Source organism: Hyphomicrobiales bacterium, assembly GCA_002869065.1.
Classification (GTDB): Bacteria; Pseudomonadota; Alphaproteobacteria; order Rhizobiales; family Rhodobiaceae; genus Rhodobium.
In genome coordinates, this window is the sequence record PKTR01000004.1 from 234695 (window position 1) to 259854 (window position 25160).

Consider the following 25160-nt stretch of genomic DNA (forward strand, 5'->3'; position numbering starts at 1 on the left):
CGACCATGTCCGACAAGGCCCCGCTGCTGATCAAGGGCGGCCGCATCATCGACCCCGCACGCGGTCTCGACACCTCCGGCGACGTGCTCGTCATCGATGGCAGAATCGCGTCCGCCGGCCCCGGTGCGGCGCGCGACGTGCCCGAACGCGCAACGGTCATCGAAGCCAAGGGCGCCATCATCGCGCCCGGCCTCATCGACATGCGCGTCTTCATCGGCGAACCCGGCTACGAACACCGCGAAACGCTGGCTTCGGCCAGCAAGGCCGCCGCCGCCGGCGGCGTCACCACCATGGTGACCATGCCCGACACCGACCCGACCATCGACGATCCCGCGCTGGTCGACTTCATCCTGCGCCGCGCCCGCGATACGGCCGTCGTGCGCGTGCTGCCGATGGCCGCCCTGACCAAGGGCGGCAAGGGCCGCGAGATGACCGAAATCGGCCTGCTGCAGGAAGCCGGCGCTATCGCGTTTTCCGCCGGCCGCCACGCGGTCTCCGACGCGCAGGTGATGCGCCGTCTGCTGACCTATGCGCGCGACTTCGGCGCGCTCGTCATTAATCACATCGAAGACCCGGATCTGGTCGGGTCCGGTGTCATGAACGAAGGCGAGATGGCGTCGCGCCTTGGTCTGCCGGGCATCCCGCGCGAGGCCGAGATCATCATGGTCGAGCGCGATGTGCGCCTCGCCGCCCTGACCCGCGGCCGCTATCACGCCGACCAGGTATCCTGCGGAGAAGCCGTCAAGGTGATCGCCACCGCCAAGGCCCGTGGACTTTCGGTCAGCGCCGGCGTGTCGATCAACCATCTGACGCTGAACGAAAACGACATCGGCGCCTACCGCACCTTCTTCAAGCAATCGCCGCCGTTGCGCGGCGAGGACGACCGCCGCGCCGTGGTCGAAGCGCTGAACGACGGCACCATCGACGTCGTCGTCTCGAGCCATGATCCGCAGGACGTCGAGACCAAGCGCCATCCCTTCGCCGAAGCCGCCGATGGCGCGATCGGCCTTGAGACGCTGCTGGCCGCAGCCCTGCGCCTCGTCCATTCCGGCGACGTGTCGCTGATGACCGTGCTGAAGGCCATGACGAGCCGCCCGGCCGAACTGCTCGGCCTCGACACCGGCACACTCGCGCCCGGCGCGCCGGCCGACATCGTCATCTTCGACCCTGATCGCCCGTGGATTTACGGCGAGGAGACCATCGTCTCACGTTCAAAGAACACGCCGTTCGAGGCCGGCCGCTTCTCCGGCCGCGTCCTTCACACCCTGGTTGCGGGCGAGAGTGTCTACACCTACTCTCCCGGCTAGACACCGATCCGGACTGCGACGGCCGGAAATTTGACGCTGAATGCGCATGGGCGCATAGAAGTCCCGATAACGCAGCCCGCCCGGACGCGACGGAAACCGCGCGGGCACATCGATCATGGGGGGATCGTATCTTGGCTGATCTGTCCTGGCCTCTCCTTATCGGCGCCCTCGCGGTCGGCTACCTTTTCGGCTCCGTACCGACCGGCCTGATCGCCAGCCGCCTTGCCGGCCTTGGCGACGTGCGCAAGATCGGCTCCGGCAATATCGGCGCGACCAACGTGCTGCGCACCGGCCACAAGGGCGTCGCCTTCCTGACCCTGCTCGGCGACATGCTCAAGGGCACCATTCCCGTCGCGCTCGCTGCCTCCGAGATAGGCGCCTTCGCCGCCATGGCCGCAGCCCTCGGCGCCCTTCTCGGCCACATGTTCCCGGTCTGGCTGAAATTCTCCGGCGGCAAGGGTGTTGCCACCTATATCGGCATCCTGATCGGCCTGTTCTGGCCGGCCGCGCTCGCCTTCGTCGCAATCTGGCTCGCGGTCGCCGCCCTCACCCGCTATTCGTCGCTGTCGGCGCTGATCGCCACAGCCGCCACGCCGGTCGTGCTGATCGGCTTCGACATGCCCGCCTTTGCCCTCCTCTTCCTTGTCTGCACCTTGTTGGTGTGGATCAAGCATCAGGCCAATATCGGCCGGCTCCTGAGCGGCAAGGAAAGCCGGATCGGCGGTTCCGGAAAATGACCGAAGACCCGGGCAAGGCGACCTCGACGGGCGTTCATTTAAGCGACGCGCAACGACTTGCCTGGCTTCGGTTGATCCGCTCCGAAAACGTCGGTCCCGCGACCTTTCGAACATTGCTCAATCACTACGGTTCCGCTGCCGAAGCGCTGCGCCGAATCCCCGATCTGTCGCGCCGAGGCGGATCGAAACGCACCATCCGCATCTGTTCGCTGCAGGACGCCGAAGCCGAAATGGCGCTCGCCGAGCGGATCGGCGCGCGGTTCGTTGCGCTTGGGGAGCCGACCTATCCTGCCTTGCTGCGACAGATCGACGGCCCGCCGCCGCTGATCGCCGTGCGCGGTTCGACCGATGTGCTGAATCGCGCGGCGATCGCCATCGTCGGATCGCGCAACGCCTCGCTCGCCGGCATCAAGATGACCGAGCGCCTCGTCCACGGACTGAGCCGTGAAGACCTGGTGATCGTCTCCGGCCTCGCGCGCGGCATCGACACAGCGGCCCACAAGGCCTCTCTCGCCACGGGTACGGTTGCCGTGCTGGCCGGCGGGCTCGACCACATCTATCCGCCGGAAAACGAGCCGCTGCTGCGCGCGATCATCGATGCCGGTGGCGCCATCATTGGCGAGATGCCGTTTGGGTGGTCGCCGCGCGCCCATGATTTTCCGCGCCGCAATCGGCTGATTTCCGGCTTGAGCCTCGGCGTCGTCATCGTCGAGGCGACCAAGCGTTCGGGCTCGCTGCATACAGCCCGCTTTGCGCTCGAACAGAACCGCGAGGTCTTCGCCGTGCCCGGATCGCCACTCGATCCGCGTTCGGAAGGCTGTAACCGGTTGATCCGCGACGGCGCCGTTCTGATCCGCGACGCCGCCGACATCAGCGCCGAACTGAGCCCATCGCAAGGCTCGCTGTTCGATCCCCACCGGGGCGCCGAAGAACCCGACCGAGACGCCGGCGACATTTCCCCGCAGGAGCCCGACGACAGCGCGCGCACCAGAATCGCCGACGCTCTCGGGCCAACGCCGACGGGCATCGACGATCTGATCCGTCACACCGGCCTTCCTGCCGGCATGGTGCACGTCATCCTGCTTGAACTGGAATTGGCCGGCCGGCTCGAACGGCACGGCGGTCAGCGCGTGTCGCTGTTGCTCTGACGCGCGCCCTCGAGGGTCGGCTCAGACCGCCGAGCGATTCGGCGTGACCCGGATTGCGCCCGCCTGCTGCACCGCTTCCTCACGCGCCACGTCGAGGAGGTAGGCCAGAAAATTCATATCCGCACCCGCTGCCAGATTGCGCAGCTCGGAACACATGCGCTCGATGAAAATCGCCGCCTCGGGCGCCGACAGGGTGTTATTCTCGTTCATGTGCGCTGCCACTCTCTTGCACGAGACCAATACACGGCCCGTTCCCGCCCCTATTGCTTGTCGCTGGCTGCGCGAGTCAGCCCGTCCTCCCCGAGAACACCGACAAGCGTACCCAAAAGCGAATACAACTTCAATTTGTAATTTTTAGTTGTATGCACGCGAACTTTTTTGACGGTTTGCAACCACGTGCTCCACATGATTGTGGCAACACCATTTGACAGCGGCCCCCGGAACAACGATTTTGCCGCACTGGCGCGGCCGCCGGCTGGCAGGTTTTTGCTGTCCGATTCTTCCTTGGAGCTTGGCCGCCGGCTCCGGAAATAGCCAAATTTGTCGAGTTCCTATGCAGGTCGTCATCGTCGAATCGCCCGCCAAGGCAAAAACCATCAACAAGTATCTTGGCTCGGACTATCATGTCCTGGCCTCCTACGGGCATGTCCGCGATCTGCCCGCAAAGGACGGTTCCGTACGGCCCGACGAAGACTTTGATATGTCCTGGGAGGTCGACGGCAAGGCCAACAAGAGGTTGTCCGAGATTGCAAAAGCGGTCAAAGGCGCCGACCGTCTGATCCTCGCCACCGACCCGGATCGCGAAGGTGAAGCGATCTCCTGGCACGTCCTCGAGGTGCTCAAGAAGAAGAACGTCATCAAGGATACGCCGGTCGAGCGGGTCGTCTTCAACGCGGTGACCAAGCAGGCGATCACCGAGGCGATGAAGAACCCGAGGGCGATCGATACCTCGCTCGTCGACGCCTATCTCGCCCGCCGCGCGCTCGACTATCTCGTCGGCTTCACCCTCTCGCCCGTCCTCTGGCGCAAGCTGCCGGGTGCCCGGTCGGCCGGCCGCGTGCAATCGGTTGCGCTGCGTCTGGTCTGTGACCGCGAGCGCGAGATCGAGACCTTCATCACCCAGGAATACTGGACCCTTGTGGCTGCACTTCAGACGCCCTCGGGCGACGCGTTCGAAGCGCGCCTGACCGGCAGCGACGGCCAGAAATTCGCCCGCCTCGGCATCGGTAATGCCGAGATGGCGAACGACCTGAAGGGCCTGCTCGATGCGGCGAGCTATCAGGTCGCGTCCGTAGAGTCGAAACCCCAGAAGCGCAATCCCTACCCGCCCTTCACCACGTCCACCCTGCAGCAGGAGGCCTCGCGCAAACTCGGCTTCAGCGCGTCCCGCACCATGCAGGTCGCCCAGCGCCTCTATGAAGGCATCGATATCGGCGGCGAGACCATCGGCCTCATCACCTATATGCGTACCGACGGCGTGCAGATGGCACCAGAAGCGATCGGCGCGACGCGCGGCGTAATCGAACGCGTCTACGGCGCTCGCTACCTGCCCGACCGCCCGCGCGCCTATTCGACGAAAGCCAAGAACGCCCAGGAAGCGCACGAAGCGATCCGCCCGACCGATCTTTCCCGCCTGCCGCAGGACGTCTCGCGCTTCCTCGAGCCGGAACAGGCGAAGCTTTACGACCTCGTGTGGAAGCGCGCCGTTGCCAGCCAGATGGAATCGGCGCAGCTCGAACGCACCACCGTCGAGATCGACGCCACCGCCGGCGAACGTTCCGCACAGCTGCGCGCCACCGGCTCCGTCATTCGCTTCGACGGCTTCCTGACTCTCTATCAGGAAGGCAAGGACGACGAGAAGGATGAGGAGTCCGGCCGCCTCCCGGCGATGGCCGCCAACGACGCGCTGAAGAAGGATGCGGTCAAGGCCGACCAGCACTTCACCGAGCCGCCGCCGCGCTACACCGAAGCGACCCTGATCAAGAAGATGGAAGAGCTCGGGATCGGCCGCCCTTCGACCTACACCTCGACGCTCACCGTGCTGCGCGATCGCGAATACGTCGAACTCGACAAGAAACGCCTGGTGCCGGAAGACAAGGGCCGCCTCGTCATTGCCTTCCTCGAGAGCTTCTTCGAACGCTATGTGGAGTATGACTTCACCGCCGACCTCGAAAGCCAGCTCGACCAGATTTCCGCCGGCGATCTCGTCTGGAAGGACGTGCTGCGCGACTTCTGGCGCGACTTCTCCAAAGCCACCGACGACATCAAGGAACTGCGCGTTTCCGACGTCCTCGAAGCGCTGAACGAGGTCCTCGGGCCGCACATCTTCCCGCCCCGCGAGGACAGCTCGGATCCGCGCTCCTGTCCGAGCTGTTCGGAAGGCCGGCTGAGCCTGAAGGTCGGCCGCTACGGCGCCTTCGTAGGCTGCTCGAACTATCCCGAATGCCGCTACACCCGGCAACTGGCGCAGGCGAACGGCGAAAACGGCGAGGACAAAGCGGCGGAGGGTCCGAGGGTGCTCGGCACCGACCCCGAAACCGGCCTCGACGTTACCCTGCGAGATGGCCGCTTCGGCCCCTATGTGCAGATCGGCGATGAGGCGAAGCCGAAGCGCGCCAGTCTGCCGCGCGGCTGGGAGCCCGCCTCCATCGATCTGGAAAAGGCGCTCGCCCTGCTGTCACTGCCGCGCGAGGTCGGACTGCATCCCGAAACCGGCAAGCCGATCAGCGCCGGTATCGGCCGCTACGGCCCCTTCGTGCTGCATGAGGGCGTCTACGCCAATCTCGACAGCGCCGAGGAAGTCTTCGTGGTCGGCATCAACCGCGCCGTTGCCGCGCTCGCCGAAAAGGCCGCCAAGGGTGGACGCCGCTCGGCCCCGGCCGCGCTGAAGGAACTCGGCGACCACCCCGACGGCGGTGCAATCACCGTGCGCGATGGCCGCTACGGGCCCTACGTCAATCATGGCAAGGTCAACGCCACCCTGCCCAAGGGCACCGACCCGATGACGGTGACCATGGAGCAGGCGCTTGAGCTGATCGCTGCCAAGGGTGGCTCGAAGGGCAAGGCGAAAGCAAAGACGACCAAGGCCAAGACCACCAAGACCACTGCCGCAAAGAAGAGCAAGACCACGGCGAAATCGAAGTCGAGCGCCAAGGCGAAAGCCGACGCCGACAAATCCTGACCGGATCGGATACGCCCTTGGCTCCTCGCCGCAGCAGCAAGACACCGAAAACCAGATCCGCCGAAGACGGCCTGCCGAGCCGCGAGGAAATCCTCGCCTTCGTTGCCGAGCACCCCGGCGAGGCCGGCAAGCGCGAGATTGCACGTGCCTTCGGCATCAAGGGCGGTGCCCGCATCGCCCTGAAGCGGATTCTGAAGGATCTGACCGACGACGGTCTGATCGAGAAGCGCGGCAAGCGTCTCGCGCGCCCGGGCGACCTGCCCTCGGTCACAGTGGTCAAGGTCGTCAGCCGCGACGAAGCCGGCGAGCCGGTCGCTATCCCCGTTGCCTGGGATGCCGACGAACACGGCGAGCCGCCGACCGTCCTCGTCATTCCGCTACGCGGCAAGCAGCCCGGCCCCGCCCCTGGCATCAACGACCGCGTGCTGGTGCGCATTGCCGAAGCGCCCGCAGACCTGGGCGTCGCCTATCTCGGCCGCACCATCAAGGTGCTCGAACAAAAGCGCAGCTCGGTGCTCGGCGTGTTGCGCCTTAACCCGGACGGTACCGGCCGCATCGTCCCCGTCGACCGCAAGCAGAAGGAACTGACGGTCGAAAAGGGCAATATCGGCACCGCTGAAGACGGCGATCTCGTCGAAGTCGAACCGCAGCGCGCCGGACGCTACGGCCTGCCGAGCGCGACCATCCGCGAGAGCATCGGCTCGATGGACAGCGAAAAGGCGATCTCGATGATCGCCCTGCATGCCCACGGCATTCCGCACGTCTTCCCGGCCGCCGTTCTGACCGAAGCCGAGGAAGCCAAGCCCGCGCCGCTGCAAGGCCGTGAAGACTGGCGCGAACTGCCGCTCGTCACTATCGACCCGCCCGACGCCAAGGACCACGACGACGCGGTCTTTGCCGAGCCCGACACCGCATCCGACAACGAGGGCGGCGTAATCGTCACCGTCGCCATCGCCGACGTCTCCTGGTATGTCCGCCCCGGTTCCGCTCTCGACCGCGAGGCATTGTTGCGCGGCAACTCGGTCTATTTTCCAGACCGCGTCATTCCGATGCTGCCGGAGCGCATCTCCAACGATCTGTGCTCGCTGCGCGAGGCCGAGGACCGCGCCGCGATCGCCGTGCGCATGATCTATGGCGCCGACGGCCGCAAGCGCTCGCACAGCTTCCACCGCGTCATGATGCGCTCCGCCGCCCGCCTCGCCTATCAGGAGGCGCAAGCCGCCATCGACGGCAACGCGAGCGAGCGTACCGCCCCGCTGCTCGAACCGATCCTCAAGCCGCTGTGGCAGGCCTATGAGGTGCTGAAGCGCGGCCGCGCCGCCCGCGAGCCGCTCGACCTCGACCTGCCGGAACGCAAGATCAAGCTGAAGGAGGACGGCACCGTCGACCGGATCGTCGTCCCCGAACGCCTCGACGCCCACAAGCTGATCGAGGAGTTCATGATCCAGGCCAATGTGGCCGCCGCCGAGACGCTGGAGAAGAAGCGCACGCCGCTGCTTTACCGCATCCACGACACGCCTTCGCCGGAGAAGCTCGAAGCGCTGCGCGATTTCCTTTCGAGCATCGACATCAAGCTGTCGCGCGACGGCAACCTGCGCCCTGCCGCCTTCAACGGCATTCTTGCCCGCGTGAAGGACACAGAACAGGCAGGCCTCGTCAACGAGGTGGTGCTGCGCACCCAGGCGCAGGCCGAATACGCACCGGGCAATATCGGTCATTTCGGCCTCAATCTGCGCCGCTACGCCCACTTCACCTCACCGATCCGCCGCTATGCCGACCTGATCGTCCATCGCGGGCTGGTGCGCGCCCTCGACCTTGGCGCCGGCGCGCTGCCCGACGGCATAGAGGAGCGGCTCGAATCGATCGGCTCGGAAATCTCGGCGGCCGAACGCCGCGCCATGGCCGCCGAGCGCGACACCATCGACCGCCTCGTTGCCCACTGGCTCGTCGATCATGTCGGCGCGCAGTTCACCGGCCGGATTTCCGGCGTGACACGCTCAGGCCTGTTCGTGCGGCTCGATGAATCGGGCGCCGACGGCTTCGTCCCCGCCTCGACCCTTGGCGACGAGTACTTCCACTACGACGAAGAACGCCACGCGATGGTCGGGGAAAAGACCGGCGAAACCCATCAGCTCGGCGACACCGTCGACGTCCGTCTGGCCGAAGCCGCACCGCTTGCCGGTGCGCTCAGGTTTGAACTCCTGTCGGAAGGACGCTATCTGAAACGCAAGGTCGCTCCACGCCGGACGGGAAAACCTCCCTTCCGCAAGGGTGGCGCCAGAAAAGGCGGCAACAAGGGACGCCCACCGCGTTCGCGCCGCTAACCTCTATGTGAATTCCCGGCCCAAGGCCGGCTGTTATTGCATTTGGACCTCGCACCAGGGAGAGACCGTGCCTTATCAGGACACCTCACACACCGCATCGCGCCCCGAGCGGCCGCTCGGCGATGCCATCCTGCGCGGTCTTTCCTCGCGCTGCCCGGCCTGCGGCGAGGGTAAGCTGTTCGATGGCTATCTTGCGGTCCAGCACGCCTGCCCATCATGCGGCGAGGAGCTGCACCACCACCGCGCCGACGACGCCCCGCCCTATTTCACCATTCTGATCGTCGGCCATTTGATCGTCAGCCTTGTGCTCGGCGTCGAGGTCGCGTTCAAGCCGCCGCTGTGGATCCATTTCATGCTATGGATCCCGCTGACCATCATCTCCGCTCTCGCGGTCCTGCGCCCCATTAAGGGCGGCGTCGTCGGGCTGCAATGGGCGCTTTACATGCATGGCTTCGACCCGGACGCAGAGCCGGACCTGCCAGAACCCGAACCCCAGCCGGCCGGAACCGCATCATGACCGATCTTCTCAAGCGCCTCACCGACGCCGAACGGCGCACCGACTATGCAAACCGCCGGCCGGTCGATGCCGCAACGCTGATGATTCTCGACCGCGACAGCGGCAAGGACGTGCGCGTACTCATGGGCCGGCGCCACATGCGCCACAAGTTCATGCCGGGCAAGTTCGTCTTCCCCGGCGGCCGTGTTGATCCTGTCGATTCGCGCGTGCCCTTCATCGGCGACTACGACCCGGCCGTCGCCGGCAAGCTGACCAACGACATGAAGGGCCCGAAAACGCTCGCCCGCGCCCGCGCCTTCGCGCTGGCCGCCATTCGCGAGACCTATGAGGAAACCGGCGTCTTCATCGGCCGCAAGACCGATGACCCCGCACCTTTGAAGGGCTCCTGGGAAGCGTTCACCGAGCGCAGCCTGATGCCCGACCTCGCGCCGGTCCGCGTGATTGCCCGCGCCATCACGCCACCGCGCCGCCCGCGCCGCTTCGACACCCGCTTCCTCGCGGTATGGGCCGATTCGATCGCCGAAACCCTACCCGAAGGCACCGGCCCCTCCGGCGAGCTGGAAGAGGTCGACTGGCTCACCCTCGACGAGGCCAAGGGGCTCGAACTGCCGACGATCACGCTGACCATCATCGAGGAACTCGAGACGCGGCTGAAGAGCGACCCTGATCTCGCCCCCGAGACCGAGACGCCCTACTATTACTGGCGAGGGGCTGGCTTCATTCGGCAAATGGTGTAGGCAGGAGGGTATAACCCTTCCACCAACGATGGTTCGTGGAGCAAGCGGAGCATCGGCCCCATGTCGAAATCCGGCGCGTTCTTTTCCGCGGCAGGTCTTCTTGCGCGCTATGGCGGTCTCATCGCCGCCATTGCCTCGATATCCTCGGTCGGCGTGAGCCTCAGCCTGAGCCTGCCTCTTCTGTCGTTCATACTCGAAGCGCGCGGCATCTCGGCAGCCGCCATCGGCGCGAACTCTGCCATGGGCGGCGTCGCCTCGATACTCGTGGTGCCCTTTGTCACACCGCTCGCGCACCGCTTCGGCACCAGCAATCTTCTGATCGCCACGATCCTTATTGCCGCCACCAGCTTCGTCGGCTTCTACCTGATCGATTCCTTTGCTGTCTGGTTCATCCTGCGCGTCTTCATGTTCGGCTCGATCACCATGGTGTTCGTGCTGTCGGAATTCTGGATCAACGAACTCGCACCCATGGCCCATCGTGGCCTCGTGCTCGGCATCTACGGCACGGTGCTCTCCGCCGGATTCGCGGCAGGCCCGGCATTGCTGAGCATCATCGGCTGGCAGGGGGCGCTTCCCTTCGCGGTCGGCTTCGCGATTCTGGCCCTCTCGGTCCTGCCAGTGATCTTCACCCGCGCAAGCAGCCCGCAGGTCGACAAGGAGCCGCCGACGGCCCTCTTCCGCTTCATCACGGTCGCGCCCCTCGCGACCTTTTCCGCGCTCGCCTTCGGCGCCGTCGAATCGTCCCTGCTCGCCTTTCTGCCGGTCTATGGCCTGCGCCTTGAGATGGATGCCGGCCTCGCCGCCCTGCTCGTTTCCGTCGCGACCCTCGGTAACGTCGCGCTGCAGGTCCCCGTCGGCATCCTCACCGACCGATTCGACCGCCGCCTGGTGATCCTCGGCTGCGGCATCGTCGGCATCATCGGCGCCGTGCTCATGCCGTTCGCATCGTCAAGCACACCCGCCCTGCTCGCCACCCTCTTCATCTGGGGCGGCGTCACAGCCGGTATCTACATCGCCGGCCTTGCCCATCTCGGCTCGCGCTTCACCGGAACGGATCTCGCCAACGCCAATTCCGCCTTCGTCATGATGTACGCCGTCGGCATGCTGGTCGGCCCGATGAGCGTCGGCGCCGGCCTCGATATCTGGGATCCGCACGGCTTTGCCATCGTCAATGCGATCATTTTCACCGCCTTCGTGACCTTCGCCATTGTCCGCATTGCGTTTAAGCCGCGAAAAAGCGATCTCCTTTCTTGACAATGCATGCGCGATGAGTAGGGTGGCGCCTCAATCACGCTGGTGCCGGCGCAATGTCGCTTGGGCAGACCCGGATAAGATTTCTAAGGAACACAAACGATGGCCAAGGCGACCACCATCAAGATTCGTCTCGTCTCCAGTGCCGATACCGGCTTCTTCTACGTGACGAAAAAGAACACCCGGACCATGACCGAAAAGATGGTCAAGAAAAAATACGATCCGGTTGCGAAGAAGCACGTCGAGTTCCGCGAAGCGAAGATCAAGTAAGATCCGCCGTCGAAAGACGGCGTCCACGCTTCGACGAACGAGCGAGCCGGCCGCGAGAGCGCGCCGGCTTTTTGCTGTTCGGAACCCCCTCCACTTCCCCCCAGACAGGAATCGCGGAATCGCTCTGCGCGGCGCCAATCGTGGTGCCACGTCCAGAATGCATGACGGGTGAAAAAGCGGGATAGGTGGTCGACCGGCTGCGGTTCGATACGAGGAGGCCACTCTTCCCCCGCAAACCGGTCGACCTGACCCCACGGACCCAGGAGATGCGGCGGACCTGAGCACTCCGTAGGGTATTCCAAAAGGGGACGCGACCGCCGTGCGGAACTGTGCCGTATGGTGCCTGTCGCCCTTGTCCGCCCGGCGCTTGGCCTCAAGTATTCGAGGGACACCGTGGCGGTGGATACTGCCCTCAACCTGACAACGCAAAAGCGTTTACGACGGGAACCAGAAGGCAATATCCAATTTCTTTTTGGACGTTGATGCATGCACCGCACAAAATCAACGAATTCGTAACTATTCAGGGGGCTCGTCTGCGAATGGGGTAAACAGTTAAGCTTAACGCCCCCGCCCCCGGCAATAATTTTTCAAAACCCGAGGAAAACAAGCTTATTTGAGGAAGAAAACCTCGCCGCCAAACTGCCGCTACGGAAATCCGGATATCCGCAGAAACAAGAAAAGGCCCTCCCGACAACGCCGGAAGAGCCTTTTTGTATGCGGGTAATCCCGGAAACTCTAGGCGGCGTCGGCAACCACCTTGTTGCGACCGCTGCGCTTGGCCATGTAGAGCGCGTTGTCGGCGCGCTTGAGAATGGTTTCCGGCGTATCGTCCGCGTGATCGAGCGTGGCAACGCCGACACTGATCGTCACGTCGATCGCCTTCGCCCCGCCAAGCACCATGAACGGCTCGCCTGCAACGCGCTGACGCAGCCGCTCGGCAATGGCATAGGCCTGCGCCCGGTCGGTCTCCGGCATGACGATGACGAATTCCTCACCGCCATAGCGACAGGTCAGATCGATGCCGCGCACATTCTTGCGCAGCCGACGGGCGAATTCGCGCAACACCTCGTCGCCAGCATCGTGGCCGTAAGTGTCGTTGACCGCCTTGAAGTAGTCGAGGTCGACGATCAGCGCGGCCAGCGCCTTGGAGCGGTCGCGCGCCTGCTCGACCAGCGTGCCGAGATGGGTTTCCAGATAGCGGCGGTTCTGCAGCCCGGTCAGGCCGTCGGTGATCGCCATTTCCATCGTCTGCTGAACGTTGTCGCGCAGGTGATCCGCATAGCGCTTGCGGCGGATCTGCGTGCGAACGCGCGCCAGCATCTCGTTCTTGTCGACCGGGCGCAGCACGTAGTCGTTGACGCCGAGGTCGAGGCCCCGCATCAGCCGTGCATTGTCTTCCGGTTCCGTGATCAAAAGGATCGGCAGCGAGCGCGTGCGCTCCAGCGAGCGCATCTGCGAACACAGTCGCAGACCGTCGAAATTCGCCAGCCCGAGGCTCAGGATCGCCAGGTCGAAATCGCCTTCCGCGGCGCGGAACAGCGCTTCCTGCGGATCGGTCTCCACCACGACGTCATGCTCGCTGGCAAGACCCGCGGCGACGCGTTCGTAGGACGAGCGGCGATCGTCGACCAAGAGCAGCTTGCCGCGCTTGTTGACGTCGAGCGCCTCGATATCGACCGTGCCGTCAAAACCCATTTCCTGACCGGTGACCGAGCGCATGCGCAGCTCGTCGGTCAGCATCTTCAGCCGCACCAGGCTCTTCACCCGGGTGATCAGCGCAATATCGTTGACCGGCTTGGTCAGGAAGTCATCGGCACCCGCCTGCAGACCCTTCACGCGGTCGGACGGCTGCTCGAGCGCAGTCACCATGACGACGGGAATGTGCAGCGTGCGCGGATCGGACTTCAGCCGCCGGCAGACTTCGAACCCGTCCATGCCGGGCATCATCACATCAAGGAGAACGATGTCACAGAGGCCCTGCTCACAATATTTGAGCGCTTCGACCCCGTTCATGGCCGTGATCACTTCGAAATACTCGGCCGTTAGCCGGGCTTCGAGCAGTTTCACATTCGCAAGGACGTCGTCGACCACCAAAACGCGCGCGGTCATGAATACTCTCCTCAGCCTTCCCCGATATAGGAGCGCACCGTCTCCAGAAACCGGCTCACCGAAATCGGTTTCGACAGATAGGCCTCGCAGCCTCCCTGGCGGATTCGCTCCTCGTCCCCTTTCATCGCAAACGCGGTAACCGCGATCACGGGGATCATCTTCAGCTCATCGTCTTCCTTGATCCATTTTGTGACCTCCAGGCCGGACACTTCCGGCAACTGGATATCCATCAGAATCAGGTCGGGATGGTTGGCGCGCGCGATGTCCATCGCTTCAAGCCCGTTGCGCGTTTGCAGCGTCTTGTAGCCATGGGCTTCCAGCAGATCGCGAAAGAGCTTCATATTAAGCTCGTTGTCCTCGACGATCAGGACCGTCTTGGTCATTGCACCATTACCCCTATTACCGCCCCCTCCGGCTACTCGCAAAAACGGGAAACCGGTCCAGCCCGTCCGCTTTGCTCTGAAGAGATCGGCGGCGAACTGTGCTAGTACGATAGTCGGGAATTCTTTCAGAAAGGCAAACAGCCGACCATGTTACGCAAGGAAGAGTCGCGCCTCGAGAAGGGCGAAGCGGAGCGAATTGCCGTTGAAGGCCTGCAGTTTATCGCCAACGACATGGAGTTGTTGGGGAAATTCCTCGCGCTCAGTGGCCTTGGCCCGCACAGTTTACGTGACGCAGCGGCAGATCCGGGCTTCCTGGCCGGCGTTCTGGAGTTCCTGATGGCCGATGAAACGACCCTTCTGGCCTTCCTCGAAACCCAGCGCATCCGCCCCACCATGATCGCCGCGGCCCATTTCAGGCTTGCCGGAGACGCGCCCGCCCATGACTGAGCCGGCCCCGCTGCACGCCGACACGCGCGCCCAGATCGATGCTTTCACCACCAGCGGCCGCCCGCTTATCGTCTGCGATGTCGACGAGGTCGTACTGCATTTCATCGCCCCGCTCGAGCGCCATCTCGACGCCTATGGCTACGACCTGATCGCGCGCAGCTACAGCCTTGCCGGCAACGTCATCCACCGCGAGAGCGGCGCCGCCCTGCCCGGCCCCGAGGTACACGCGCTGCTGCATGGCTTCTTCGCCGAACGCATCCACGAACAGCCGCCGGTGGACGGTGCGGCGGAAGCACTCGACGCGCTCAGCGCCGATGCCGATATCGTCATGCTGACCAACATGCCCGGCGAATACCGTGAGGAGCGCGCCGCCGTGCTCACCCGCCACGGCATTCCCTTCCCGGTAATCACCAACACCGGAACCAAGGGCGCAGCCGTCGCCGCCCTTGCCGAGCGTTCCGACGGCCCGGTCATCTTCCTCGACGACAGTCCTGCCAATCTGCGCTCGGTCCGCGATACGGCCGGCGACACCCGGCTCGTGCAGTTCATCGCCGACCCCCGCTTCCTGGCGCTTGCCGGCGACATCGACGGAATCGACCTGCTGACCGGCGTCTGGAGCGAGGCGCATCGCTTCATCGACACCCTGCTTGGCGGCGGGAAAGGCCGCTAAGTCCATGGCCGAAGGGGCTGTTTCCGCAGTCAGACCAGGCGCAGATCAGGGTCTTTGCCGCGACTGTTCGACCCGCGTGAAGCCCGCCACGAAGCGGTGCCCGAAATGTCATAGCCCGCGCCTCATCTTCCACGCGGAACTCTATTCGCTGACCATCGCCCATATCGATTGCGACGCCTTTTATGCGGCCATCGAAAAACGCGACGACCCGTCCCTGCGAGACAGGCCGGTGATCGTCGGCGGTGGCCGGCGCGGTGTCGTCGCCACCGCCTGCTATCTCGCCCGCATCAGCGGCGTGCGCTCGGCAATGCCCATGTTCAAGGCCAGAGAGGCCTGCCCCGACGCGGTCGTGATCACTCCCGACATGGAGAAATACGTCCGCGTCGGACGCGAGTTGCGCGCCATGATGCAGTCGCTGACCCCGCTCGTCGAACCGCTTTCGATCGACGAAGCCTTCCTCGACCTGTCGGGCACCGAAAAGCTGCACCGAGCCACACCCGCCGAAACGCTGGTCCGTTTCGCCCGCACCGTCGAGGCCGAACTCGGGATCACGATCTCGATCGGGCTCGCGCCCAACAAATTCCTCGCCAAGGTCGCCTCCGATCTCGACAAGCCGCGCGGGTTTTCGGTCATCGGCGCCGCCGAGGCCCGCAGCTTCCTCGCCGACAAGCCGGTCGGCATGATCTGGGGCGTCGGACGGGTCATGCAGAAGCGCCTCGCCGACGACGGCATCCGCAATATCGGCATGCTGCAGAAGATGGACGAGGCCGATCTGATGCGCCGCTACGGCACACTCGGCCAGCGCCTAGCCCGCCTGTCGCGCGGCGAGGACAGCCGCACCATCTCTCCCGATTCCAAGGCAAAGAGCGTCAGTGCCGAAACCACCTTCGACACCGACATCGACGATCCGCACAGCCTCGAGCGGCATCTGCGCAGCCTGTCGGAAAAGGTCTCGGCCCGTTTGAAGGCCGCCGAGATCGCCGGCCACACCGTGACGCTGAAGCTGAAGGGGGCCGATTTCCGCCAGATCACCCGCAGCCGCCACCTCACGGATCCGACGCAGCTCGCCGACCGCATCTTCCGCGTCGGCCGCGAGTTGCTACTGCGCGAGACCAACGGGCGGCGCTACCGGTTGATCGGCATCGGCGTCGCCGACCTCGTCGATGGCGACCGCGCCGACCCGCCCGATCTCGTCGACATCGACGCGACAAGGCGCGCCAAGGCCGAGCTGGCGATGGATTCGGTGCGCGGACGCTTCGGCAAGCGCGCCGTCGAGCTTGGGCTCACGCTCGGCGGCAGCGGCCAAGAGAAGGTGCCGCGCGCCGACAGGGAAGACGACTGAAAAAGCCTTCGAGAGGCCAGCTACACCGCTGAGATTACTCGCACTTCTGCATGTCGAGGATGGTCAGCTCGGTGACCGTGCCTTCCAGAACGAAATCGCCGTAGTCGATCTCGAGCTTGCGGCTGACGCCGTTCTCATAAAGCACGAAGCGCATCTCGTAGACCGGCGTCTGCTCGCCGCTCATTCCGATCGCACCATTGTAGTATCCGACACTGACCGGCCAGTGCTTGACGCCCTTGAGGCCCGGAACGTCGGCCGCCGGCTCGCTCTTGAAATCCTCCGCCTTGGTCATCGCCGGGCCGATCGCCATCGCGGTCGGAAACACTTTTTCGCCGCCCTCCGAGCCGTCATAGAGGTCGGCGGACACGAACCCGGCACCGGTCTTGGCACCATAGACCATTTCGACGAGATGCTGCGTCGGAAACACGATCGAGCCCGGCAGGTCGAACTGCTTGCGTTCTGGCAGCGTGAGAAGCGCCGCAACGTCATCGTCGCCGCGCTCGACGGAGCCGCGCGTTTCCTCGCTCATCTTGTCGTTGACGAAGGTCTGCGTGACGAAGTCGAAGCGCTCCGCCTCGCCGCCTTCGAAGGTCGTCGTGCGAAGATCGGTGACACGGGTCTGGCCCTGCGTGTCACGAAGGCGGGTGACGAATCGGAAATTGACGGTGAAACCCTCGCAGGCCGACCCGTTGACCTCGAACACCATGCGCCCGGTCAGGCCGGATACGCTCGATGCGTTGGTCGACTTGACGAGTTTCAGATCGATGACTGCCCGATGGGGCACCAGACCGCGCGCGACCGTGGCCCGCGTGACGGCATCGGCGATGCCGCTCGCCTGGGTTTGCGCCGCAACGGCAGCGGGAGACACCAGCACCGCTGTCGCGATCACCAGCCCGGCCAACCGCCGATGCGAAAACAGGTCGCGAATAGTCATGCCGCTTCGGTCTCCCTCATTCCCGACAGGTTCGAACGCCCGCCGTCTGTTATGGCCGCCTAACGCCGAAGCTGGGCGGAAGGAAGGCGCCGGCGGGACTCGGCCTAACCGACATCGCCTAACGCCCTCCCCTCCGACCTAGCGGAAATCGCCGGCCTTGGCGAGCGGCAAGTTGACGGCAGATCCCGTTCACAAACGATGAAAAGACGCGCGTCCAAACGTCAAACCGGTTGCCCCACAGGCGTATTTCGGCAATCGTCGCGGCAAGCCCCAAACGGCAGATCCAACATCACCATTCCGGAAGGAGACCACCATGGCCGGCCAGACCGAAGCCCGTATCGTCGAACTCGGAATCACACTGCCGCAGGCGGCAGCCCCCGCCGGCAGCTACGTGCCGTTCACCCGCACCGGCGATCTCCTGTTCACCTCCGGCCAGATCCCGGTCGGCCCCGACGGCATCGGCTTCGTCGGCAAACTCGGCGACACCATGAGCCTCGAAGACGGCCAGCAGGCGGCGCGCCAGTGCGCGCTGAACATTCTCGCTCAGGCCAAGGCCGCGCTTGGCGATCTCGACAAGATCATCCGCGTCGTCAAACTCGTCGGCTTCGTCAATTCGACTCCGGACTTCGGCGACCAGCCGAAGGTGATCAACGGCGCTTCCGACATCATGGTCGAGATCCTCGGCGACCGCGGCCGCCACGCCCGCTCCGCCGTCGGCGTCGCATCGCTACCTTTCGGCGTCGCCGTCGAAGTCGAAGCGATCCTCGAAGTCGAGTAGGCCCCACAAATGGTGCTCGCCGACATCTCCTGGCTGACCCGACGGCCAGTCGCCCATCGCGGCTTCCACGACAAGGCCGCCGGGAGGGTCGAGAACACCTTGTCGGCGGTCGACGCCGCAATCGAACGTGGTTTTTCCATCGAGGTCGATCTGCAGGCATCCTCCGATGGCGTGCCGATGGTGTTCCACGACTTCACCCTTGACCGGCTGACCGACGAAAGCGGTCCGTTGCCCGCCCGCACCGCCGCCCAACTGAACGCGATCAGGATCTCGGGAACCGACGACCATATTCCGACACTGGCCGAGCTGCTCGACCGCGTGGCTGGCCGCGTCGGCCTCGTCATCGAGATCAAGTCGGACTTTCGCACACCACCGGTTCTGATCCCGGCAATCGCCGCGCAGCTACGCACCTATGATGGCCCCGCCGTCGTGATGTCGTTCGATCCCCGCGTCGTCGAAGGCTTCCGCCGCAACGCACCTGACCTGCCGCGCGGTATCGTCGCCGAAAAGACCGAACCGGACGAGGAATGGGGCGACGCCACCGCCTTCCAGCGCTTCATGCTACGCCACATGCTGCACGCGCCGTGGAGCCGGCCGCACTTCGTCGCCTACCACGTCAAGGCCCTGCCCGCGCCCGGCCCCTGGGTCATGCGTAAGGTGTTCGGCAAGCCGCTGCTGACCTGGACGGTGCGCACGGCCGAAGACCGCGCAACTGCCGCCCGCCATGCCGATCAGATGATCTTCGAAGGCTTCGACCCTGAAGCCGCTTGAGGCTGGCTCGCAGCGCGTTACCTTTCAAGGAGACGGCGGATACCCTCCGTCCCTTTTGCAAGGACCGAACGCCACCCGATGAGCGCCGAAAAAGCCGCCACCATCCGCCTGCTGCCAAGCCTCGCCGAGATCGATCGCACGGCGTGGGACGCCCTTGCCAATCCCGGCTGGCGCGTCGGCCCACGCGGCGAAATCGCGCCCGAAGCGCCGTTGAATCAAAGTCTGAACTCCGATTTCGAATTCAATGAAAACAACAACTTAAATGAAACAGCGGAATCAGATTCACGGCCCGTTGAATCACTTTCTGAACAACCCGATTCACACCCGCAAAGCGTTGAATCAGTTTCTCAACCGACCGCGCGCGCGCCTTACAATCCCTTCGTCAGCCACGATTTCCTGTGGTCTCTGGAGGAAGCCGGTTGCGCCGTGCCGGAGACCGGCTGGGCATCCTGTCACCTGCTTCTGGAAGGCCCGGACGGCGAAGCGGCCGGCATCGTGCCGGCCTATTTGAAGGGCCATTCGCAGGGCGAATATGTCTTCGATCACGGCTGGGCCGACGCGTTCGAGCGGGCCGGCGGGCGCTACTACCCGAAGCTCCAGATCTCGGTGCCCTTCACACCGGCGACGGCGCCGAAGCTGCTCGTCGGCGCCGGGCCTGACGCCGCCGCGCGCCGACAGGCCCTTACCGCCGGCATCCTCGCCGCGACCCGCCAGCTACAGGCGTCGTCGGCGCACCTCACCTTCCTGCCGAAGGACGAGGCCGACCTGTTGACCGAGGAGGATTTCCTCCACCGCACCGACCAGCAGTTCCACTGGTTCAACGACGGCTACGACAGCTTCGACGACTTCCTCGCCTCGCTCGCCTCGCGCAAGCGCAAGACCATCCGCCGCGAGCGCCGCGACGCGGCCCAGTCCGATCTGGAGATCACCTGGGTGACCGGCAACGACATCACCGAAGCCCATTGGGACGCCTTCTACAGCTTCTACATGGACACCGGCGCGCGCAAATGGGGCCGCCCGTATCTGAACCGGCTGTTCTTCTCTCTGGTCGGTGAGCGCATGGCCGACCGCATCCTGCTGGTCTTTGCCTGGCGCAACGGCGAAGCGATTGCCGGCGCGCTCAACTTCATCGGATCGAACACCCTCTACGGGCGCCATTGGGGCACCGTCGATCCGCAGCCCTTCCTGCATTTCGAGGCCTGCTACTATCAGGCCATCGACTACGCCATCGAACACGGCCTTGCCCGCGTCGAAGCCGGCGCGCAGGGGCCGCACAAGCTCGCCCGCGGCTACCGCCCGGTGACCACCCATTCGGCGCACTGGATCGCCCATCCGGGCCTTCGTGAAGCGGTCGCGCACTTCCTCGATCACGAACGCTCGGCAGTGGAGGAAGAAAACGCCCTGCTGGAGACCATGACGCCGTTCAAGAAGGCCTGAGCGGACTTCTCGCGGCACATGCAAGACCGACCCTTGACCGCGCCCATAGCAAGCGCGTAACCGAGTTGGACAACAGCGCCGTCCGGCGCATCCTCATCCGCGCCGAGCAGGAGACGAGACCATGACCGCCTATGACGAAAACAACATCTTCGCCAAGATCCTGCGCGGCGAGCTGCCCGCTCACAAGGTGTACGAGGACGACAAGACCTTCGCCATGCTCGACATCATGCCGCGTTGCGACGGCCATACGCTGATCCTGCCGAAGGCGGCGGCGCGCAATATTCTCGATATTTCCCACGAAGACCTCGCCGCCGTCATGGCGACGACGCAAAAGATCGGCCACGCCGTTATGAAGGCGTTCGACGCGCCAGGCCTCACCGTTCAGCAGTTCAACGAACCGGCCGGCGGCCAGGTGGTGTTCCACCTGCACGTCCACGTACTGCCGCGCCACGACGGCGTTTCGCTGAAGCGCCATACCGGCGAGATGGCCGATAACGATCTGCTCGCGCGTCACGCCGAACTGATCCGCGCGGCGCTCTAGTTGCCTGCGCGCGAGTTCTTTTCCGAAAACCGGTTCCCACTTTTCGCTTACGCGGACCTTCGGTTCGGGAACACGCGTTAGCTGAAGAACAGGGCTCCAACGACGAGGAACACCTCGCCGGCGACGATGCCGGCGAGCATGTGACCGCGCGGCATGAAGGCGATTGTAAATCCGCCTGCAATCGCCGCGATGCGCAGCCACAGCGGCACCTCAACGAGCGCGCCATTGGGGAACAGCACCAGGCGGGCGATAACGCCGGCGATCAGCGTGGTCGCCACCGCCTTCACCCATTTCAGCAGTTCGGAATCCTCGTGCAGCTTGCCCGCAAGCAGAACGCCGAGCCAGCGCCAGAAATAGGTCGGCAGCGCGCCGGCGATGAGGATAAAGGCCAGCGGCCAGGTTTCGCTCAGGCTCATGCCGCGCCTCCATTGCGGAAGCGGCCGATGAGATAGGCGATCGTGCCGCCGACGAGCCCGGTCCACAGCAGATCGAAGCCCGGCGCGATGAGAAAGAAAATCGGCCCGAGCACGAGGCCGATGGCCATCGCCAGCTTGTCCATAGGGTTGCGCGCGGCACCCCACAGCGAAATCAGGAAATAGAGCGGCATCAGGAAGAAGAGCGCGCCGGCCAGCAGCCCCGGCAGATGCTCGATGCCGACATAGGCAATCGCCGTCACCAGCGTGTTGACCGCCGTCAGGCTGAGCGCGAAGCCGGAGAAATACGGCATGCGCACCGCGCGCGGCACATCGGGCAGCTTGCCCATCGCAAACACCCACGAGGTGATCGCGACGAAATGCGAGATGCCGTAGAGCTGCCAGCGCGGGGTGTTTTCGTCACGAACGACCGGCACGAAGGCAACGATCATCGGCAGCAGGCGCACCGCGGACAGCGAGACCGCGAGCGCGGCCGCAAGAACGGAGGCCCCTGCCCCCATCGCACCGATCAATACCACCTGGCTCGGCAACGCCCAGATCGTCGCCGTCATCACCACCGTCTCGGCGAGCGAATAGCCGCTCTCGCGCGCCAGCCCGGCAAAGCCGACGAACGCCGCCATCAGGATGAAGGCGGGCGCCGAGATCGCGGCCAGAACACCGCGCAGGAACCAGCGCGAGGCAGCATCCGGCAAGGGACGGTTATCAGACGACATCGACGACAGATCCGGGAGCGGAATTCGGCAAAACGAGCCGCGACCTTAGCCCGGATGCGCCCGCGCCGACTACCCGCGCCGCGAACATGGGCCCATGCGCCTCGCGCAGAGCAGATTCGCCTGTCGAAAACTGTCGAGACGTCAGCAAACGGTCAGCTTCAATTTGGTACCTTGTATGCCGGTTAGAGGGACGGCGCCGCGCCTGAGACGGCAGCAGCGTCCGGCAATGCCAAACTAGGGAGTCATCCAATGAAACGCGTCACCCTCGGCGCAGTCGCCATTCTCACACTGATCGCCTCTCCTGCCCTCGCACAAGGCATGGGCATGGGCGGCCAGGGTATGGGCGGCATGGGAGGTCAAGGCATGGGCGGTCCTGGCCAGGGCTGGCTGTCGCAATATTGCAAGGCCGACATCGACAAGTTCTGCCCCGGGATGAAACACGGCACCGGCGCCATCCCGAAATGCCTCGCGACCAACTATGGCGCCCTGTCGCCAGCCTGCAGGACCGCACTCAACAACAAGGGTCCCGGCTGGCGGCAAGCCCAATGATCGATGACCCGACTCACTTTCACGCATCCTGACCGGAGAGGCACCCTCACTCCCCTGACGAGCCGCTTCAGTAGGGATGCGTGATTTTCCGTCGCTCTCCATCACCACCGGCGGGAAACGAAACGGCCCGGAGATCTCTCTCCGGGCCGTTTTGCATTTCAATGGTCTTCGCACCGCGCTCAGTCGTTGAGCGGCACTTTCGGCACCAGACTGCGCGAGCCCTTCGATTTCGGCTCGTCGCCATCCTCGCCGTCTTCATCATCCTTGTCGGCGCGGTTCGGGCGGGCGGTGTCCTCGATTGCCTCGAGAGCCAACCCGGTCTTGCCGTCCTCGCCGGTCTCGACCGTAACGCGGACCGTGCCGCCCTTCTTCAGCTTGCCGAACAGAACCTCGTCGGCGAGCGGCTTCTTGATGTGCTCCTGGATCACCCGGCCGAGTGGCCGCGCACCCATATGCTCGTCGTAGCCCTTCTCGGCGAGCCAGGCGATCGCCTCGTCCGTCAGCTCGAACAGCACGCCGCGATCGGCAAGCTGCGCCTCGAGCTGCATGACGAACTTCTCGACCACACGATGGACGACACTCGCCGGCAGCGTGTTGAACGGAATGATCGCGTCGAGACGGTTTCGGAATTCCGGCGTGAACAGCTTGTTGATCGCCTCTTCGTCGTCGCCTTCGCGCTTGGTGCGGGCGAACCCGATCGGCTCGCGGGCCAGATCCGCCGCGCCCGCATTGGTCGTCATGATGAGAATGACATTGCGGAAATCGACGCTCTTGCCGTTGTGGTCGGTCAGCTTGCCGTGATCCATGATCTGCAGAAGGATATTGAACAGATCCGGATGCGCCTTCTCGATTTCGTCGAGCAGCAGCACGCAATGCGGATGCTGGTCGACGCCATCGGTCAAAAGACCGCCCTGATCAAAGCCGACATAACCCGGAGGCGCGCCGATCAGCCGTGAAACCGTGTGCCGCTCCATATATTCCGACATGTCGAAACGCAGCAGCTCGACGCCAAGCAGTTCGGACAGCTGGCGCGCGACCTCGGTCTTGCCCACACCCGTCGGGCCAGAGAACAGGTAGGAGCCGATCGGCTTCTCCGGTTCGCGAAGCCCTGCGCGGGCGAGCTTGATCGCCGATGCCAGCGCGTCGATCGCCTGATCCTGGCCGTAGACGACCCGCTTCAGGTTCTCGCGCAAATTCACCAGCAGTTCGGCGTCGTCCTTGGTGACCGTCTTCGGCGGGATCCGCGCCATCGTGGCAATCGTCGCCTCGATCTCCTTGACGCCGATGGTCTTGCGCCGCTTGGCTTCCGGCACCAGCATCAGCGACGCACCGGTCTCGTCGATCACGTCGATCGCCTTGTCCGGCAGCTTGCGGTCGTTGATGTACCGTGCCGACAGCTCCACCGCCGACTTGATGGCGTCATTGGTGTAGCGAACCTTGTGGTATTCCTCGAAATAGGGCTTCAGCCCCTTGAGGATCTCGATCGCATCCGGGATCGACGGCTCGTTGACGTCGATCTTCTGGAAACGACGCACCAGCGCCCGGTCCTTCTCGAAGAACTGGCGATATTCCTTGTAGGTCGTCGAGCCGATGCAGCGCAGCGTGCCCGACGCCAGCGCCGGCTTCAGAAGATTCGAGGCATCCATCGCGCCGCCCGACGTCGCACCCGCACCGATCACGGTGTGGATCTCGTCGATGAACATGATCGCGCCGGGATAATCCTCGATTTCCTTGATGACCTGCTTCAGCCGTTCCTCGAAATCGCCGCGGTAGCGCGTGCCGGCGAGCAGCGAACCCATGTCGAGCGAGAACACAGTCGAATCGGAGAGGACCTCCGGCACTTCGCCGTTGACGATGCGCCGTGCGAGCCCTTCGGCAATCGCCGTCTTGCCAACGCCCGGATCGCCGACGAAGAGCGGATTGTTCTTCGAGCGGCGGCACAGCACCTGGATCGTGCGCTGGATTTCCGCATCGCGACCAATCAGCGGGTCGATCTTGCCCTTGCGCGCCTTGTCGTTCAGGTTGACGCAGTAGGCCTCGAGCGCGTCGGTCTTCTTCTTGCCGCCCTCTTCCGCCTCGTCGGCCTCCATCGACTCCTCGTCGATACCTTCGACATGGCGGTCCTCGGACATGCCCATGCGCTTGGCGATGCCGTGGCTGATGTAATTGACCGCGTCGTAACGGGTCATGTCCTGCTCCTGCAGGAAATAGGCGGCATGGCTCTCGCGCTCTGCAAAGATCGCAACAAGCACGTTGGCGCCAGTGACCTCTTCACGGCCCGACGACTGAACATGAATCACCGCACGCTGGATCACCCGCTGGAATCCGGCAGTCGGCTTCGACTCTTCCTCGGAATCGGTAATGAGGTTTTCCAGCTCGCCATCGACATATTCGATGAGATTGCGGCGCAGGAGATCGAGATCGACATTGCACGCGCGCATCACCGCCGCCGCGTCCTGATCGTCGATCAGCGCAAGCAGGAGATGCTCAAGCGTGGCGTATTCCTGATGTCGCTCATTTGCGAGCGAAAGCGCCTGATGAAGCGCTTTCTCAAGGCTGCGGGAGAATGACGGCACCGAT

At 64.3% G+C, this 25160-nt stretch carries 23 protein-coding genes and 1 pseudogene; 17 read left to right on the plus strand and 7 right to left on the minus strand.

Annotation, left to right across the window (positions count from 1 at the left end; genetic code table 11):
* Window positions 1-5 precede the first annotated feature (5 nt).
* The 3 genes from C0606_13515 to dprA all read left to right on the plus strand — a co-directional run bounded on the left by C0606_13515 (window position 6) and on the right by dprA (window position 3192).
* On the plus strand, window positions 6-1307 hold the full coding sequence (locus C0606_13515) for a dihydroorotase (protein ID PLX36940.1): 1302 nt from the start codon (window positions 6-8) through the stop codon (window positions 1305-1307).
* 128 nt (window positions 1308-1435) lie between these two features.
* The gene (plsY, locus tag C0606_13520) at window positions 1436-2044 is read left to right on the plus strand and encodes an acyl-phosphate glycerol 3-phosphate acyltransferase (protein PLX36941.1); all 609 of its coding nucleotides are present in this window, start codon (window positions 1436-1438) and stop codon (window positions 2042-2044) included.
* A complete protein-coding gene (dprA, locus tag C0606_13525; GenBank protein ID PLX36820.1) occupies window positions 2041-3192 on the plus strand; it encodes a DNA-protecting protein DprA in 1152 nt (383 codons plus the stop codon). The genes plsY and dprA overlap by 4 nt, the downstream gene beginning before the upstream one ends.
* Window positions 3193-3213: 21 nt before the next feature.
* Here dprA and C0606_13530 read toward each other — a convergent pair whose 3' ends face one another.
* On the minus strand, window positions 3214-3402 hold the full coding sequence (locus tag C0606_13530; protein PLX36821.1) for a hypothetical protein: 189 nt from the start codon (window positions 3400-3402) through the stop codon (window positions 3214-3216).
* A 343-nt stretch (window positions 3403-3745) separates the two neighbouring features.
* Between C0606_13530 and topA the strand changes: the two genes are divergently transcribed.
* The 6 genes from topA (at window position 3746) to rpmG (ending at window position 11472) form a co-directional block, all read left to right on the plus strand.
* On the plus strand, window positions 3746-6373 hold the full coding sequence (gene topA, locus C0606_13535) for a type I DNA topoisomerase (protein PLX36822.1): 2628 nt from the start codon (window positions 3746-3748) through the stop codon (window positions 6371-6373).
* A 71-nt stretch (window positions 6374-6444) separates the two neighbouring features.
* Window positions 6445-8697, plus strand: coding sequence for a ribonuclease R (gene rnr / locus C0606_13540; protein ID PLX36942.1), 2253 nt, complete (start codon window positions 6445-6447; stop codon window positions 8695-8697).
* A 67-nt stretch (window positions 8698-8764) separates the two neighbouring features.
* The gene (locus C0606_13545) at window positions 8765-9214 is read left to right on the plus strand and encodes a hypothetical protein (GenBank protein ID PLX36823.1); all 450 of its coding nucleotides are present in this window, start codon (window positions 8765-8767) and stop codon (window positions 9212-9214) included.
* Window positions 9211-9951: an NUDIX hydrolase gene (locus C0606_13550; GenBank protein PLX36824.1), complete on the plus strand. Its 741-nt coding sequence runs from the start codon at window positions 9211-9213 to the stop codon at window positions 9949-9951. Before C0606_13545 ends, C0606_13550 begins: the two co-directional genes overlap by 4 nt.
* Window positions 9952-10011: 60 nt before the next feature.
* Complete coding sequence (locus tag C0606_13555) at window positions 10012-11205, plus strand: MFS transporter (protein ID PLX36825.1); 1194 nt, start codon at window positions 10012-10014, stop codon at window positions 11203-11205.
* Window positions 11206-11304: 99 nt separating this feature from the next.
* Window positions 11305-11472 (plus strand): 50S ribosomal protein L33, encoded by a 168-nt coding sequence (rpmG, locus tag C0606_13560; GenBank protein ID PLX36826.1) that lies wholly within the window; start codon window positions 11305-11307, stop codon window positions 11470-11472.
* A gap of 735 nt (window positions 11473-12207) precedes the next feature.
* On the opposite strand, the gene C0606_13565 is transcribed toward rpmG, so the two are convergent.
* Together C0606_13565 and C0606_13570 are read right to left on the minus strand one after the other, a co-directional pair.
* Window positions 12208-13581 (minus strand): PleD family two-component system response regulator, encoded by a 1374-nt coding sequence (locus C0606_13565; GenBank protein PLX36827.1) that lies wholly within the window; start codon window positions 13579-13581, stop codon window positions 12208-12210.
* 11 nt (window positions 13582-13592) lie between these two features.
* Complete coding sequence (locus C0606_13570; GenBank protein ID PLX36828.1) at window positions 13593-13964, minus strand: two-component system response regulator; 372 nt, start codon at window positions 13962-13964, stop codon at window positions 13593-13595.
* A gap of 147 nt (window positions 13965-14111) precedes the next feature.
* Here C0606_13570 and C0606_13575 point away from each other — a divergent pair, with 147 nt between their 5' ends.
* The 3 genes from C0606_13575 to C0606_13585 are packed head-to-tail and all read left to right on the plus strand — an operon-like array spanning window position 14112 to window position 16423.
* Entirely contained in the window at window positions 14112-14411 is a 300-nt protein-coding gene (locus C0606_13575) for a DUF3572 domain-containing protein (GenBank protein ID PLX36829.1), read from the plus strand.
* Window positions 14404-15081, plus strand: coding sequence for a hypothetical protein (locus C0606_13580; GenBank protein ID PLX36830.1), 678 nt, complete (start codon window positions 14404-14406; stop codon window positions 15079-15081). Before C0606_13575 ends, C0606_13580 begins: the two co-directional genes overlap by 8 nt.
* Window positions 15082-15085: 4 nt before the next feature.
* On the plus strand, window positions 15086-16423 hold the full coding sequence (locus C0606_13585) for a DNA polymerase IV (protein ID PLX36831.1): 1338 nt from the start codon (window positions 15086-15088) through the stop codon (window positions 16421-16423).
* A gap of 34 nt (window positions 16424-16457) precedes the next feature.
* On the opposite strand, the gene C0606_13590 is transcribed toward C0606_13585, so the two are convergent.
* Entirely contained in the window at window positions 16458-17357 is a 900-nt protein-coding gene (locus C0606_13590; GenBank protein ID PLX36832.1) for a DUF1849 domain-containing protein, read from the minus strand.
* 313 nt (window positions 17358-17670) lie between these two features.
* Between C0606_13590 and C0606_13595 the strand changes: the two genes are divergently transcribed.
* From C0606_13595 to C0606_13610, 4 genes are all read left to right on the plus strand, one after another.
* Window positions 17671-18135: a hypothetical protein gene (locus tag C0606_13595; GenBank protein PLX36833.1), complete on the plus strand. Its 465-nt coding sequence runs from the start codon at window positions 17671-17673 to the stop codon at window positions 18133-18135.
* 9 nt (window positions 18136-18144) lie between these two features.
* A complete protein-coding gene (locus C0606_13600) occupies window positions 18145-18906 on the plus strand; it encodes a glycerophosphodiester phosphodiesterase (protein ID PLX36834.1) in 762 nt (253 codons plus the stop codon).
* A gap of 78 nt (window positions 18907-18984) precedes the next feature.
* Window positions 18985-20343, plus strand: a complete 1359-nt coding sequence (locus C0606_13605) for a GNAT family N-acetyltransferase (GenBank protein ID PLX36835.1) — start codon at window positions 18985-18987, stop codon at window positions 20341-20343.
* 121 nt (window positions 20344-20464) lie between these two features.
* Entirely contained in the window at window positions 20465-20884 is a 420-nt protein-coding gene (locus C0606_13610) for an HIT family protein (GenBank protein PLX36836.1), read from the plus strand.
* Between the two features lie 77 nt (window positions 20885-20961).
* Here the strand turns inward: C0606_13610 and C0606_13615 are convergent, their stop codons facing one another.
* Together C0606_13615 and C0606_13620 are read right to left on the minus strand one after the other, a co-directional pair.
* Window positions 20962-21300, minus strand: coding sequence for a branched-chain amino acid transport (locus C0606_13615; GenBank protein PLX36837.1), 339 nt, complete (start codon window positions 21298-21300; stop codon window positions 20962-20964).
* Window positions 21297-22031, minus strand: coding sequence for an AzlC family protein (locus tag C0606_13620; protein PLX36838.1), 735 nt, complete (start codon window positions 22029-22031; stop codon window positions 21297-21299). Before C0606_13620 ends, C0606_13615 begins: the two co-directional genes overlap by 4 nt.
* 249 nt (window positions 22032-22280) lie before the next feature.
* On the opposite strand from C0606_13620, the pseudogene C0606_13625 reads away from it, so the two are divergent.
* Window positions 22281-22403 (plus strand): annotated as a pseudogene (locus tag C0606_13625) (calcium-binding protein).
* 356 nt (window positions 22404-22759) lie between these two features.
* Here the strand turns inward: C0606_13625 and clpA are convergent.
* Window positions 22760-25156: an ATP-dependent Clp protease ATP-binding subunit ClpA gene (gene clpA / locus C0606_13630; GenBank protein ID PLX36839.1), complete on the minus strand. Its 2397-nt coding sequence runs from the start codon at window positions 25154-25156 to the stop codon at window positions 22760-22762.
* Window positions 25157-25160 lie beyond the last annotated feature (4 nt).

What these genes read in the sequence shown, in the direction of transcription:
- C0606_13620 (PLX36838.1), bottom strand. Translation starts at nt 22,031, where the DNA reads ATGTCGTCTGATAACCGTCCCTTGCCGGATGCTGCCTCGCGCTGGTTC.
- C0606_13515 (PLX36940.1), top strand. Translation starts at nt 6, where the DNA reads ATGTCCGACAAGGCCCCGCTGCTGATCAAGGGCGGCCGCATCATCGAC.
- C0606_13615 (PLX36837.1), bottom strand. Translation starts at nt 21,300, where the DNA reads ATGAGCCTGAGCGAAACCTGGCCGCTGGCCTTTATCCTCATCGCCGGC.
- dprA (PLX36820.1), top strand. Translation starts at nt 2,041, where the DNA reads ATGACCGAAGACCCGGGCAAGGCGACCTCGACGGGCGTTCATTTAAGC.
- C0606_13590 (PLX36832.1), bottom strand. Translation starts at nt 17,357, where the DNA reads ATGACTATTCGCGACCTGTTTTCGCATCGGCGGTTGGCCGGGCTGGTG.
- rpmG (PLX36826.1), top strand. Translation starts at nt 11,305, where the DNA reads ATGGCCAAGGCGACCACCATCAAGATTCGTCTCGTCTCCAGTGCCGAT.
- C0606_13600 (PLX36834.1), top strand. Translation starts at nt 18,145, where the DNA reads ATGGTGCTCGCCGACATCTCCTGGCTGACCCGACGGCCAGTCGCCCAT.
- C0606_13580 (PLX36830.1), top strand. Translation starts at nt 14,404, where the DNA reads ATGACTGAGCCGGCCCCGCTGCACGCCGACACGCGCGCCCAGATCGAT.
- C0606_13565 (PLX36827.1), bottom strand. Translation starts at nt 13,581, where the DNA reads ATGACCGCGCGCGTTTTGGTGGTCGACGACGTCCTTGCGAATGTGAAA.
- topA (PLX36822.1), top strand. Translation starts at nt 3,746, where the DNA reads ATGCAGGTCGTCATCGTCGAATCGCCCGCCAAGGCAAAAACCATCAAC.
- C0606_13570 (PLX36828.1), bottom strand. Translation starts at nt 13,964, where the DNA reads ATGACCAAGACGGTCCTGATCGTCGAGGACAACGAGCTTAATATGAAG.
- C0606_13595 (PLX36833.1), top strand. Translation starts at nt 17,671, where the DNA reads ATGGCCGGCCAGACCGAAGCCCGTATCGTCGAACTCGGAATCACACTG.
- C0606_13585 (PLX36831.1), top strand. Translation starts at nt 15,086, where the DNA reads ATGGCCGAAGGGGCTGTTTCCGCAGTCAGACCAGGCGCAGATCAGGGT.
- C0606_13610 (PLX36836.1), top strand. Translation starts at nt 20,465, where the DNA reads ATGACCGCCTATGACGAAAACAACATCTTCGCCAAGATCCTGCGCGGC.
- C0606_13530 (PLX36821.1), bottom strand. Translation starts at nt 3,402, where the DNA reads ATGAACGAGAATAACACCCTGTCGGCGCCCGAGGCGGCGATTTTCATC.
- C0606_13555 (PLX36825.1), top strand. Translation starts at nt 10,012, where the DNA reads ATGTCGAAATCCGGCGCGTTCTTTTCCGCGGCAGGTCTTCTTGCGCGC.
- C0606_13575 (PLX36829.1), top strand. Translation starts at nt 14,112, where the DNA reads ATGTTACGCAAGGAAGAGTCGCGCCTCGAGAAGGGCGAAGCGGAGCGA.
- C0606_13605 (PLX36835.1), top strand. Translation starts at nt 18,985, where the DNA reads ATGAGCGCCGAAAAAGCCGCCACCATCCGCCTGCTGCCAAGCCTCGCC.
- C0606_13550 (PLX36824.1), top strand. Translation starts at nt 9,211, where the DNA reads ATGACCGATCTTCTCAAGCGCCTCACCGACGCCGAACGGCGCACCGAC.